10 protein-coding genes are annotated in these 14,569 nt (G+C 31.9%); 2 read left to right on the forward strand and 8 right to left on the reverse strand.

The features are described from left to right. Positions 1 to 161 precede the first annotated feature (161 nt). From B4J88_RS10725 to B4J88_RS10745, 5 genes are all read right to left on the reverse strand, one after another. Positions 162 to 989 (reverse strand): 5'-nucleotidase, lipoprotein e(P4) family, encoded by an 828-nt coding sequence (locus B4J88_RS10725; RefSeq protein WP_125350322.1) that lies wholly within the window; start codon positions 987 to 989, stop codon positions 162 to 164. 56 nt (positions 990 to 1,045) lie between these two features. After that, complete coding sequence (locus B4J88_RS10730) at positions 1,046 to 1,597, reverse strand: hypothetical protein (protein ID WP_291067631.1); 552 nt, start codon at positions 1,595 to 1,597, stop codon at positions 1,046 to 1,048. Between the two features lie 58 nt (positions 1,598 to 1,655). Next, positions 1,656 to 1,862 carry a hypothetical protein gene (locus B4J88_RS10735; protein ID WP_291067633.1) on the reverse strand — a complete coding sequence of 69 codons (207 nt, stop codon included), beginning with the start codon at positions 1,860 to 1,862 and terminating at the stop codon, positions 1,656 to 1,658. A gap of 237 nt (positions 1,863 to 2,099) precedes the next feature. Next, positions 2,100 to 2,648, reverse strand: coding sequence for an acyl-CoA thioesterase (locus tag B4J88_RS10740; protein WP_181816338.1), 549 nt, complete (start codon positions 2,646 to 2,648; stop codon positions 2,100 to 2,102). Between the two features lie 23 nt (positions 2,649 to 2,671). Then, entirely contained in the window at positions 2,672 to 4,174 is a 1,503-nt protein-coding gene (locus tag B4J88_RS10745) for a GH3 family domain-containing protein (protein WP_291067635.1), read from the reverse strand. Between the two features lie 271 nt (positions 4,175 to 4,445). Here B4J88_RS10745 and B4J88_RS10750 point away from each other — a divergent pair, with 271 nt between their 5' ends. Both B4J88_RS10750 and B4J88_RS10755 read left to right on the forward strand, forming a co-directional pair. Further along, the gene (locus B4J88_RS10750) at positions 4,446 to 6,854 is read left to right on the forward strand and encodes a tetratricopeptide repeat protein (RefSeq protein WP_291067637.1); all 2,409 of its coding nucleotides are present in this window, start codon (positions 4,446 to 4,448) and stop codon (positions 6,852 to 6,854) included. A 21-nt stretch (positions 6,855 to 6,875) separates the two neighbouring features. Further along, positions 6,876 to 8,138 carry a DUF3472 domain-containing protein gene (locus tag B4J88_RS10755; protein ID WP_125350328.1) on the forward strand — a complete coding sequence of 421 codons (1,263 nt, stop codon included), beginning with the start codon at positions 6,876 to 6,878 and terminating at the stop codon, positions 8,136 to 8,138. Positions 8,139 to 8,195: 57 nt separating this feature from the next. Here B4J88_RS10755 and B4J88_RS10760 read toward each other — a convergent pair whose 3' ends face one another. The 3 genes from B4J88_RS10760 to B4J88_RS10770 form a co-directional block, all read right to left on the reverse strand. After that, entirely contained in the window at positions 8,196 to 9,212 is a 1,017-nt protein-coding gene (locus B4J88_RS10760; protein ID WP_125350329.1) for a PTS transporter subunit IIC, read from the reverse strand. A 37-nt stretch (positions 9,213 to 9,249) separates the two neighbouring features. Next, a complete protein-coding gene (locus tag B4J88_RS10765; protein WP_125350330.1) occupies positions 9,250 to 10,665 on the reverse strand; it encodes a DUF4932 domain-containing protein in 1,416 nt (471 codons plus the stop codon). A 76-nt stretch (positions 10,666 to 10,741) separates the two neighbouring features. Then, positions 10,742 to 14,203 (reverse strand): methylmalonyl-CoA mutase family protein, encoded by a 3,462-nt coding sequence (locus tag B4J88_RS10770; RefSeq protein ID WP_291067640.1) that lies wholly within the window; start codon positions 14,201 to 14,203, stop codon positions 10,742 to 10,744. Between the last annotated feature and the right edge of the window lie 366 nt (positions 14,204 to 14,569).

Consider the following 14,569-nt stretch of genomic DNA (forward strand, 5'->3'; position numbering starts at 1 on the left):
ATATTCAATAAATAAATATTATTTTTTTACAGATCAAATAATAATTAATAGATTATTTTTAACAAAAACATGTTAAATGTATTTAAAATTTAATTTCTCACTTTTTTATAAATCAAAAAAAAACTGTCCGATTAAGACAGTTTTCATTGTGTATTTATTCTTTATTTCACAGGAGTTTCTCTCGCAGCTTCGTATATAATCGAATCTCTTTGCTCTTGCGTCAAGTCATATTTGTAATCAAATATTGCAGATTCCCAATCTCCATATCCAACATTCGGCAATACAATAAATCGTTTTCCAAATTCAGATTTTAAAGTTTCTACAGCTGCCGCTCTTTCTTTTTCAGATTTATGATTATCAAATAAAGAAGAAAAATCTGTTAAACTATCTCCTAACAATAAAACAATGTCATAATCTTTCGAAATATTTTGACGACGTGCTTCTTTGCTACTTTCTTTACTTCTCAAAATCAAATTCTGAGCACTTTGAATTGGATAATTGTATTTTTCTAAATTTGCCAAAGTTCCAGGACGCTCTACTTCGTATCGATTTGTAACGTAAAAAATCTGAACACCTTTACTCGCTGCATACTGAAAAAACTCTTGAGAACCAGCCAAAGGAGTTGCAATTCCTTTCGACGTCCAATTTGCCCAAGTTTCTTGCGACCACGTTTTTCCTTGACGCGCCATTTCTACTGCATAGTACGAATTATCCAAAAAAGTTTCGTCAATATCCGTTACAATCGCTAAAGGTTTTGCGCCTTTTGTCGCAATTGCTTCATCCAATCTCATTTTAGCAACATTATAAGCTTGCTGGCTTAAGGCTTGATATTCAGCAGCACGTTGTTGAAAAAATGCAGCATAAATTTTACCATCAACTTGTAAACTTTTTTGCTGAACTGGTTGTTGTTCAGTAACTATTTTTGGTGTTTGACAAGCTGTTAATCCAAAAAGCATCAAGCTTCCAAGCATCAATTGTATATGTTTCATATCTCTAAATTCTGAAATGCAAAATTAAGCCTTACAATTCAAATCAAAAAATCGGATTACTGAATGTATTTAATCGATTCGAAAGTTGTTTGATGAAAATAATTTTTGAACTGATGATGTTCTCCATTAATCTCTATATCAATTTCCAGATAATCATTTTGGTTAAAATGAATTAAATCTGTTTCGAAAAAATAAATATTTCGGATAAGATGAGAATCGGGTAAAATGGTATTTTTCAATAAAATATCATTTGTTCCCATTGCCAATTCTCCATAAAATGTAACATCAGCTTTGATCTTTTTTTGAGAAGAATTTGAATAAAAATCAGCTTCAACGATATTTATACGAACTGTTTTTTCGGTATTATTTTGAATAGAAATTAAGAATTCTAATGTATTTTTTTTCTTTGTTACCGAATCTATTTTTACTTGAAATTCTGAAATTTGTTGATTAGAATCATCAATCAAATCATCATTTTTTTCAATTTTTAAAAACGATATTTTTGGTTCTTCTTCTTTCGGAAGTGGTTTTTCAATTTGAACTGTTTTTAATTTTTTGTAAATAACAAACAGCACTAACAATACAAGTAAAATGAATAAATATTTCATTTTACAAATTTAGAAATTAAATCGTTTTTCTGATTTCTAAAAAATGATTTGTTTCGTTTTAGACAATTTTTTTTCTGAAACGAAAAGCACAAAAAGCTAAAACAAATACACTTCCTGCTACAGCAAAACTAATAGGATTTGAAGATTTAGAGATATTTTTACTAAAATTTGTTTGTATTAATTGACTATTTAAACCAGAAGATTGAGCAAATGAAATAGTTGTACTTGCAATGAATAGTAATAAAAATTTGAAGAGAGTTTTCATAATAATGAATTAAATAAAAAGTTTGGTTTTGATATTAAGAATCGATAAAACAAATACAATGCCTAATTTTCTTAAAATTAAATAATTTGCAATTTAGTAATGCCACTCAAATTCAATAATCAATTTTTTGGAGCATAACAATTAGGAGATAAAATATAAACTATTTATCAAAACCCTATAAACAAAATAACTCAATTCATTTTCAGAATTGAGTTATTTATTAATGATGTAAAAACTTTAATCTAGTTCTATTTTCACGAAATGATTGTCCAATAAATGATCAATTAAATCTTGCGATTTATAATCAATCGAATTTTTAACTTGCTCTTTTGCTTTTGTATGTTCTTCAATTCGATGCAAAGCTTTATAAAAGCGTCGAACTTCATTCAAATTCTTCAAAATTAATTTTGGAGCTTCAGCTTTTTCTCCATTTTCTTCTTTGCAAATCATCGTAAAATAAGACGAATTACAATGTTTAATTTCGCCCGTTTGGATGTTTTGACTTTCTACTCGAATTCCTACAACGATTGACGTTCTTCCTACATAGTTAACCGATGCTTTTAGGGTTAATAATTCTCCTACTTCTACTGGCGTTAAGAAATCTACTCTATCCACAGATGCTGTTACACAGTACTTTCCAGAGTATTTGGAAGCACATGCAAATGCAATTTGATCGAGTAGAGAAAGAATGAATCCACCATGAATTTTTCCACTAAAATTGGAATGTGATGGAAGCATTAATTGCGAAAAAGTTACCAATGAACTTTTTACCGTTTTGTAAATCATTTTATCTATTGTTCTGTGTGTGTTCAATTTGTAGTAATTAAGTTTAGACTGTAAAATTCATCTGCAATTTCGCGGTTATTAGACAAACGAGGAACTTTATTTTGTCCACCCAATTTCCCTATCGATTTCATATAATGCTGAAAACCTTCTGTTTTAACCTCAGAAACAACAAGTGGACGCAAAATATTTCCCGTAATCAAATCATCATAATATGTATTTTGACGACGCATTTGTGCATCCAATTCTTGATTAAAAATTGTTAAATTCTCAGGTTTTTTATCAAACTCGATTAACCATTCATGATGAGGCAAACCTTCTGCTGGATTAACTTGAGGCGCAACTGTAAACTCATTTACACTCGCTGGATGTTTTTCTAAAGTTTTTTGTAACGCCTGCTCCACTTCGTGACCAATTACATGTTCTCCAAAAGCAGATGTATAATGTTTGATTCGACCAGAAACAACAATTCTATAAGGTTTTATCGACGTAAAACGAACTGTATCACCAATATTATATCCCCACAAACCTGCATTTGTATTGAGAATTAGAACATAGTCTTTTCCAATTTCAACATCTTTCAAGGAAATTCGGGTTGGATTTTCATCAAAAAATTCATCAACTGGAACAAATTCATAAAAAATTCCGTTGTTCAGTAAAAGCAATAAATCATCACTTTTTTGTGAATCTTGATATGCAATAAACCCTTCTGAAGCAGGATAAGTCTGAATACAATCTATTTTTCGACCAATTAATTGATTCACTTTATCACGATAAGGTTCATAATTTACACCTCCTGTTACCATTAATTGTAAATTCTTAAAAATCGACTGAACGTTTTCTTTTCCAGAAACTTTAATCAATCGTTCAAAATACATAATCAACCAAGGCGGAATCCCAGAAATCAGCGTCATATCAGCTTTCACCGTTTCATCCACTACTCTATCCACTTTCGTTTCCCAATCTTCAATCACATTTGTTTCATAAGACGGCAAACGATTTTTTTGTAAATAATTTGGAACAAAATGCGCACTAATTCCAGAAAGTCGACCAACTTTCAATCCGTTTATATCTTCGAGAATTGGACTTCCTTGTAAGAAAATCATTTTTCCGTCAACAAAATTAGAATTCTTTGTTTCATTAATATAAAACAATAAAGCATTTCGAGCAGAATTTATATGCGAAGGAACGGATTCTTTTGTAAGCGGAATATATTTTGCACCAGAAGTAGTTCCAGAAGTTTTAGCTAAATAAAGAGGTTTTCCAGGCCATAGAATATTAAGTTTCCCTTCAATTACCTCATCAAAATAATGTTTCAACCCTTCGTAATCGTTGATTGGAACTTGCGATTTGAAATCTTCATAATTTTTGATTGATTCAAAATGATGATCAACTCCAAACTTTGTATTTTTTGCAGCAATAATCAATTCATTTAGAATTTTGTCTTGTGTTTCTAGCGGATGATTTATCCACTTTTGTTCTTTGTTGACAATGTATTTTGCAAAAATTTTCGCTAAAAAAGCTTTCATGCTGTTCCTTTAAAACATTATTATTGGTCGAATTTAAACGAATATTCTAAATAATTTAACAACAATTGCAATGATTTTTCTTAGTCAAATCACTAATTACATTAAAGCTAAAACGTTAGCTATCATTTTATAATCATCCCGTAAAAAGTCGCTTCTCTATTATTTCTATTCCACATAAAATTATCTTATTTTTTCGAGGGATACAAGATTTTTTCTAATCGAACGTTTTATTGTAGATTTGTTTTTATTCGCTATCATGAAAAAGATTGTAATGAGTATCTTCGCCGCAAGTTTTTTAATCGGCTGTTCTACGCAAAAAAATAGTTTCAAAAACCGACAATATCACAAGATGACATCGTGGTTTAATGGAGTATTCAATGCTGAGGATGAGTTAGAAAAAAAGAACACAGAACTGCAAACGAATTATGTAGAAAATTACTCGAAGATTTTACCTGTTGGAATAGAATATTTTTCTGTTTCAGATTCTACCAATGTAGGTGGATTTAATAAATCCAATTTTGGTATTGGAGGTGGAAATCGAAATAATCAAGATAAAGTAGAAAAACCTGTAGGATTTGCTGCTGTAGAGGCAAAAGCTTCAAAAGCTATCGAAAAACATTCAATGTTAATCAAAGGAAAAGAAAATAATCCTTTGATGGGACGCGCTTATTTATTGATTGGAAAATCATTATTTTATCAAAAAAAATACTTTGAAGCACTTGATGCTTTAAACTATGTTGTCAAAAATTTCAAAGATTCTAAATATGCTCAAGAAGCGCATGTTTACAAAACTGTTGCCGAAATAAAAGGTGGAAATTACTTTGATGGAATCGAAACTTTACAAAAACTTTACGAAAACGATCCATATAAAAGTAAAGAATTAAAAACAATGATTGCGCGAACGTATGCTCAATTTTTGATTGATCAAAAAAAGTACGAAGAAGCGCTTGATCCATTACAAAAAGCCGAATATTTTTCTACAAATAAAGATGAACGCGTTCGTATATTTTATACGTTAGGACAAGTTTTTTCTAAATTAGGAAAACAACAAGAGGCTGGTGAAGCTTTCACGCAAGTTTATAAAATGAAGCCTGGATTTGATATGGAAATCAAATCACAGTTGGCGATTGCTGCTAATTTTGATCCAAAAATTAATAATTACGGAAATTACAAGCAAAACTTGTTGGACATCTCGAATAAAGGAATTTATGCATCGAAGAAAAACGAGTTATACTACGGAATTTCTGAAATGGCTTTTCGAGCTGACAAAATGGATGATGCTGTAGAATATGCAAAATTGAGTTTGAAAGAACCAATGTCGGATCCTTATATTCGTGGGCGTGCTTTCGAAAATTATGGTGATATAAAGTTCAAGCAAAACGATTATGTTTATGCTTCGGCTTATTATGATTCGGCACAAACGAGTTATAATTTACCAGAAGATCAAACGCGTATTCAGAAACGAAATGATGTTTTGAAAAAATTGATGGAGAAACATTATTTAGTTCAGAAAAATGATTCAATTCTAAAACTTGCTGCACTTCCAAAAGAAGATCAATCAAAATTCTTTACAGATTATATCGAAAAATTAAAGAAAAAAGAAGAAAAGCAAGCCATAGAAGAGCAAAAAGAAATGGAAACTTTTCAGTTAGAAAATAAAACGGCAAGTTTCACGACGAGTTTTAACAATGCTGATAAAGGAAAATTTTATTTCTATAATCAAAATTTAAAATCAACTGGACAGCAAGAATTCCAACGTATTTGGGGAGGAATTTCCTTAAAAGATAATTGGAGAAATTCGAATGCAATAAGTACTGCAATTGAGGATAAACAGAATGAATTGACAGGGCAAATTGCTGCTGGTGATCCAAGACGTTTTGAACTTGATTATTATTTAGATCAAATTCCAACTTCTCAAAAAGCTCTGAATGACTTGAAAGTTGTAAGAGATACAACGCAATTGTCTTTAGGGACTGGATATTTTGATATTTTCAATAACGCTGAGTTAGCTGGAAAAGAGTTGAAAGCCTTGGTTGCTTCGCCTCCAAAATCTGATGATGTGTTATTAAAAGCGACTTATCAATTGTATCGTATTTATAAAAATCGTGATCAAAAATTAGAAGATGAATACAAAAATGTGATTCTAACAAAGTATCCAAATACGATTTATGCAGGTTATATTCTTAATCCAGAAGTTGAATACATCACTGCTGAAACAAAAGAAGCTTTAGAAGCCTACAAAGTTGCATACACGTTGTATCAAGATAAAAAATATGATGACGTAAAGAAAAAAGTACAAGAAGTAATTGTAAAATTTCCTACTGAAATTATCATTGCTAAATTTGCTTTATTAAATGCTTATGTAATCAAACAAACTGGAAAAGATAGCGATTTTGAGCAAGCTTTAGAAATTGTAATTACGGCTTATGACGGAACCGAAGAAGCTAAGCAAGCAAAACGTTTGTTGGATAAATTGCGTAACACCAACCGAAAAACTACTGAAAATCAAAAGATTGAAGAAAACCAACCACAAATTAATGCTGTAGATAGATCACCTACACAAATCATTGAAAAAGAAATAAATCAACCGAAGAATAACAATGATGATAAAAATGTTCTTAAAAAAACTGTAAAAGAATCAAATACAGTTAGTCTTGAAGGAGGGGATACGAATTATTAAAATATAAATTAAATTAACACCATGAAAACAATTCATTACATCTTATTCTCTCTTTCCGTTTTGGTTGGAGGAAATGTAATCGCACAACAAACAAAAACTTATGACATTCCTTTGGTTGGAAATGCTTTTGAAGTCGGTCATAAAGAAGGATCATCTTCTACAGTTACAAAAGTGAATGCTTTAATTTCTCCACAAACTAAAAATGTAACAAAAACGTATTTCAAAGTTTTAGGAACTGGAAATGTTAATATTCAATTAAAGGGTGAAGCTAAAAATGACGCTCAATTAAATGTTGGTTTCAATAAAAAAACAAAAAAATACAATTGGAAATCTACTGATAAAACTATTTCTGTAGGTACATTCGCTATTTCAAAACCGGGTTATGTTTCTGTTGATTTAAGCGGATTGAAAGGCGAAATCCCTATTACAGATTTGATAGTTAGTGGAACTGCAGTAGACAACGGAATTATTTATAGCAACGATCCGCAGTACTATTATTGGGCGAGACGTGGACCTTCTTGCCATTTGGCTTACGAGATCCCTACAGAGAAAAATGTTTCATATTACTACAATGAAATCGTTGTACCAAAAGACGCTGATATAATTGGTTCTTATTATATGGCAAACGGTTTTGGAGAAGGATATTTCGGAATTCAAGCTAATTCACAAACGGAAAGACGTATTTTGTTTTCAGTTTGGAGTCCTTTCGTAACTGATGACCCAAAAAGTATTCCTGATGATGAAAAAATCGTTTTGTTAAAGAAAGGAGACAATGTGAAAACAGGAGAATTCGGTAACGAAGGTTCTGGTGGACAAAGTTATATGAAATACAATTGGAAAGCCGATACAACGTATAAATTCTTATTGAAAGGTGTTCCAAATGGTGATAATTCGACAACTTATACAGCTTGGTTTTTTATGCCAGAAACGAATAATTGGCAAATCATCGCAAGCTTTAAACGCCCTAAAACAAATACATACCTAAAAAGATTTCACTCTTTCCTAGAAAATTTTATGCCAACACAAGGTTACTTAACTAGAAAAGTAAACTTCAACAATCAATGGGTTTATGATGGAGAATGGAAAAAAGTAAATGGAGCAAAATTAACTGTTGATGCAACTTATAAAGCAAATCAACGTATTGATGCAACTGGAGGAACAACATCTACTGGATATTTCTTGAAGATGGGAGGCTTTTTTAATGAAATTGAACAACCTGGAACAGCTTTCAAGTTTGATAACAAACAAACTGCACCACAAATTGATTTTTCGAAATTACAATAATCAATATTGTATAAACTAAATAAAAAATCGGTTGGAATTATCCAACCGATTTTTTATTTACCTCAACTTCATATCACCATCTTTTATCCAGTTTTTCTTTTTCATGAAAATGTAAATTAAATATGAAATAATTGCTGGAGCAATGATTTGCAAAATTAATATTGAAGTTAAAATATATGAAGTATCATATTTAGATTTCATAGCATTGAAAGTTCCTATTTGTCCAACCAAACCACAAGAACCCATCCCCGATTCTAGAGCTGTATTTTCCATATTGAAATAAATAATTGCAATTGGACCTATAATCGCTGAAGCTAAAGTTGGTGGAATCCAAATTTTCCAATTTTTATAAATGTTCGGAACCTGTAACATACTTGTCCCTAATCCTTGTGCTAAAACACCTTTCAAACCATTATCCTTAAAACTGATTGTAGCAAATCCAATCATTTGTGCACAACAACCTATTGTTGCAGCTCCAGCTGCTGAACCGTCTAATTCTAACATTAGACACAAAGCAGCTGATGAAATTGGTAAAGTCAAAACCATACCGACAATTACAGCAATTACAACTCCCATTATCAAAGGATTAGAATCGGTTGAAAATATAATTATTTCACCAATCCATTTCATCATTTGTTGAACAGAAGGACCAATGATTTGTGCTAAGATTACTCCAACCAAAACAGTAATAATCGGTGTAATTACAATATCTATACGTGTTTCGCCTGCTACCATTTTTCCCACTTCAACCGCTACAATTGTCGCTATAAAAACACCTAAAGGTCCACCTAATTGATATGCTGCAATTCCTATAACTGCTGACGAAAATAACACCAATTGAGGTGCTCGTAAACTATAAGCAATAGCCAATGCTATCGCAGGTCCTGTCGCTTGATTCGCAACTGGCCAAACAATATCAGTTAAAAAAGAAATATCTAACTCTTCACCAATAGTTTTCAAAATTGTACCAACCAATAAAGTCGCAAATAAACCATAAGCCATTGCGCCCATTGCATCGATAAAATATCGTTTTGCAGAAATTTGTATATCTTTTTTGAGTAGGAAATTTTTCATGTTTGAAATTAAAAAAATCTATTATTTGTATAAAAAACTAATCTATTTCATTCTCTTTTTTACACCAATCAAGCATATATTCATATAAATCAGTCATATTAATTGATGGATTTTCTTTGTACTTTGCAAGCATTACTTGATTAAAATCTGTAAATTTCGCAAAACCTCTCATATTACTCATCATTCCATTCAATTCTGGCAAATATTTATCCAAATCTGTTTTGCTATAATTATCATGAACATATAATGTATAAACAGCAAAAGTCATGTATTCGTTAAAAACCTTGTAAGGTGATTCATACATATCAGTTATTGTAGGTTTCGCCCACTTTTTACGATTTGACAATGCTTCATTGATTTGTTTCACATATTTATCAGAAACAGGATTTACATAATTATGATCGATTTCAGTAAATACAACACGTGATTCTAACAATTCATTTTGCGTAGGAGTCAATTTTGAATCAAAATCTGCACGAGCAATGAACATAATAGTTTGTGTAAATCCGTTATCCTCAAAACGCGATGTAGAATGCGCTCCATAAATTAACGGCGAAAAATATACTGCGTATGAACCATAACCAAATCCGAACTTTTTATCCAACCAATTTTGCATTTTCTGAATTGGATTTAATTGATTATACCTTTGCAAAAGTTCTGTATAATACGGTTGGTTGTTCTTATAGAATACTCTAAAATTACTCACTTTTGCAAAATCTTGGAACACTTTTGCATCTTTCATCGGATCAAACGTATACCAGCCTTTTGCCATTTGACCTATGTTTCCATTATTTTTAATCTCTCCGTTTTTATCAAAATTATATGCACAAGCATTCATTTTCAAGGCATAATAATAGCGATAACTTGTATTAGAAAACATATTTCCTTTGTAATCCTCAATATACTGTAAATCTGTAATATATTTTTTAATCGTATCTATCGCAGGATGATTCAAATAAGGCTTAAAGTACTCTTTTACTTGTTTATAATATTCTGTTTTGGTGTCAAACATATTAATTTCTTTCTCAGCATCGGGATGCAAAGCCATTAAAATATTGACCAATTCACTCACTTCCGGAATCGCAACTTCAGTTTTTCCTTTATATTTATTGATATAATCTTTTGTAAAATTTACGTTAGGTGCAATTCCAATAATACGTTGATAAGCGGTATCTTTCTTATTCTGAATGATTAAAAAATCAATCGTTTCACCTTTTTTTAAATCAAAAGAAAGATTATTCTTTCCATCAGAATAAATCACTTCACTCTTTTCATTTGAAACTTCTGCCATAAAAACATCTGGCTTAATTTTAGAATTAATAGCCCAAGATTTGCTTGATATTTTACCATTTACTTTTATTTCAAGCATTTTTTCATTGGTATGTAAAACTTTTTGTGCAAAACTTGGCATTGCTAACAAGGTGAATAAAGCTACAATTACATTTTTTTTCATATTAGTTTATAAGTATTTTTAAAAGAAAACAACCCCATCAAAAGATGAGGCTGTTAAAGTATTATTAATAAAAAAATTACATATTTCTACGGTACTGTCCGCCTACTTCGAATAAGGCAGAAGTGATTTGTCCTAATGAACAAACTTTGGTTGCTTCCATCAACACTTCAAAAATATTTTGATTGTTAATAGCCGCTTGTTGTGCAGTTTCTAATGCACTTTCAGCTTGTTGTTCATTAATTTTATTCAAGTTTTCTTTAGTTTTAATTTGAAATTGTTTTTCCTCTTCTGTTGCACGAATAACCTCCGCAGGAACCACTGTTGGCGAACCTTTTGAACTTAAGAACGTATTTACACCAATAATTGGGAACGTTCCGTTGTGTTTCAATGTTTCGTAATACAATGATTCTTCCTGAATTTTAGAACGTTGATACATCGTTTCCATCGCTCCTAAAACGCCACCACGTTCTGTAATACGATCAAATTCTTGTAAAACTGCTTCTTCTACTAAATCCGTTAATTCTTCAATTATAAATGAACCTTGAATTGGATTTTCGTTCTTCGCTAAACCTAATTCTTTATTGATAATCAACTGAATAGCCATTGCACGGCGAACCGATTCTTCTGTTGGCGTTGTAATTGCTTCATCGTACGCATTAGTGTGTAACGAGTTACAGTTGTCGTAAATCGCATATAAAGCTTGCAACGTCGTACGAATATCGTTGAAATCAATTTCTTGCGCGTGTAACGATCGACCCGAAGTTTGAATATGGTATTTCAACATTTGTGCACGTTCGTTAGCTCCGTATTTATTTTTCAAGGCTTTTGCCCAAATTTTACGCGCCACACGACCAATTACTGAATATTCTGGATCGATACCATTGGAGAAGAAAAACGATAAGTTTGGCCCAAACGCATTGATATCCATTCCGCGAGATAAATAATACTCAACATACGTAAATCCGTTAGCTAACGTAAACGCTAACTGCGTAATAGGATTCGCTCCTGCTTCAGCAATATGGTAACCCGAAATAGAAACCGAATAGAAATTACGTACATTTTGATTGATGAAATATTCTTGCACATCGCCCATTAAACGCAACGCAAATTCTGTTGAGAAAATACACGTATTTTGTGCTTGGTCTTCTTTTAAAATATCTGCCTGAACAGTTCCACGAACCTGAGCTAACGTATTTTTCTTAATTTCAGCATAAACTTCTGCAGGTAAAACCTGATCACCAGTTACACCCAAAAGCATTAACCCCAAACCATCATTTCCTTCTGGTAAATCACCATTATAACGAGGTCTTTCCAAACCTTTATCTTCGTAAATAGCTTTGATTTTTGCTTCAATTTCAGCTTCTAAACCATTTTCTTTGATGTATTTTTCACAATTTTGATCGATTGCAGCATTCATAAAGAAACCTAACAACATAGGTGCTGGTCCATTAATCGTCATCGAAACTGAAGTTGCTGGATGCGATAAATCGAAACCAGAATATAATTTCTTCGCATCATCTAAACAACAAATCGAAACTCCGGCATTACCAATTTTTCCATAAATATCAGGACGATGACCTGGATCATTTCCGTATAATGTTACCGAATCAAACGCTGTAGACAAACGCTTTGCAGGCATTCCTTTCGAAACATAATGGAAACGACGATTGGTACGCTCTGGCCCACCTTCTCCCGCAAACATACGCGTTGGATCTTCTCCTTCACGTTTGAAAGGATATAATCCTGAAGTAAAAGGAAACTCTCCCGGAACATTTTCTTGTAAAACCCAACGTAAAATATCGCCCCAAGCTTCGTACTTTGGCAACGCTATTTTAGGGATTTGTAAGTGCGATAAAGACTCAGAATGTGTCTGAATTTTAATTTCTTTATCACGTACTTTAAATGTATAAACCGGATTTTTATATTTATTTACCTTTTCATCCCAAGTCGTGATAACTTCCCAGTTGAAAGGATCTAAATTCATTTTTAATTTATCAAATTCAGCTAAAAGCACTTTAACCAAATCAGCATTATCAGTTCCAGAAATATCAATCCCGTGTTGAGAAATAGTTGGTGTTTTTCCAGAAAGTGTTTCAATTGTTTTAAAGAAACCATACAATTTTTGCGCAACATCTCTCTGCGCATTTGCACGCACATCATATCCACGATTATTCTCTGCAATCTCAGATAAATAACGTGTTCTTGAAGGTGGAATTACAAAAATCTTTTCAGACATTTCTTTTGTAATTTGAAAAGAAGATTTCAAATCGGCACCTGTTTTTTCAACCACTTTATCAATGATTGATTTGTATAATTGATTGGTTCCTGGATCGTTAAATTGAGAAGCAATTGTTCCGAAAACAGGCATTTCATCAGGATTTACATCCCACAAATTATGATTGCGTTGATATTGTTTTTTTACATCGCGCAACGCATCTAAAGCACCACGTTTATCGAATTTGTTAATCGCAACAATGTCAGCAAAATCTAACATATCAATCTTCTCTAATTGCGTTGCAGCACCAAATTCTGGCGTCATAATGTACAAAGAAGCATCAGAATGATCTAAAATTTCGGTATCTGACTGACCAATTCCAGAAGTTTCTAAAATAATCAAATCATATTTCGCTGCTTTCAACACTTGAATTGCTTCCTCTACATATTTCGATAACGCTAAATTTGATTGACGAGTTGCCAACGAACGCATATAAACACGAGGATTGTTGATAGAATTCATACGAATACGATCGCCTAACAAAGCACCACCCGTTTTCTTTTTCGATGGATCGACAGAAACCAAAGCAATTGATTTTTCTGGAAAATCAATCAAGAAACGACGAACTAATTCATCTACCATAGACGATTTTCCTGCTCCACCTGTTCCCGTAATTCCTAAAACTGGTGCAGATTTATCAGCTACTTTATCGAAATCAAATGCTTTTAAAAAGTCTTCTTCACGATTTTCTGCCAACGAAATTAATCGCGCAATCGTCGTGATATCTTTATCTTCTAATGATTGATACACATCTTTTCCTTCTGGTAATTCTAATGCCCCTGTCGGAAAATCTGCCTTCTCTACCATATCATTAATCATTCCTTGCAAACCTAATTCGCGACCATCATCAGGAGAGTATAAACGTGTAATTCCGTACTCCATCAATTCTTTAATCTCTGATGGCAAAATTACACCTCCACCTCCACCTACGATACGGATATGACCTGCTCCTTTTTCTTGAAGCAAATCGTACATATATTTGAAATATTCGTTGTGCCCTCCTTGGTAAGATGTCATTGCAATTGCATTTGCATCTTCCTGAATCGCTGTATTTACAACATCTTCAACCGATTTATCGTGACCTAAATGGATCACCTCGCAACCCGTTGCCTGAATGATACGGCGCATAATATTGATCGACGCATCGTGCCCATCAAACAAAGCCGCCGCTGTTACAATACGCACTTTATTTTTGGGAGTGTATACTTCTTGTATTGGATGTACAAACTTTTCTTTCTTTTCTTCTTGAGTAATTTGTGACATTTATTTGTGATTTTGATTTTTTTATGACTCTTGCTAAGATAACATAATTTTAGACGTTATTAAAAGCATGAAATTATCATATTTAATAAAATAGTTTTAATTTATTAATAAATCACTAATCTTTCTTTTGATTTATTCACAATATATCATTAACTTTAAAGAGACTATTTAGAACTCTCATTATGAATACTTATTCCCTAAAAAACCTTTCAGACCTGTCAAGACTAGATGAACAAATGATTGTTTTATGGGATAAAAAGTTCAAATTGTTTAACGAAGATAAGATTGATAAAAATTCACTATTTAATCATGATCACTTAAAAAAATTAATTATTATATCTTTTTTAGTTGAATCAAATAAAAAAA

This window comes from Empedobacter sp. UBA5036 (genome assembly GCF_002415215.1).
Lineage (GTDB): Bacteria > Bacteroidota > Bacteroidia > Flavobacteriales > Weeksellaceae > Empedobacter > Empedobacter falsenii_B.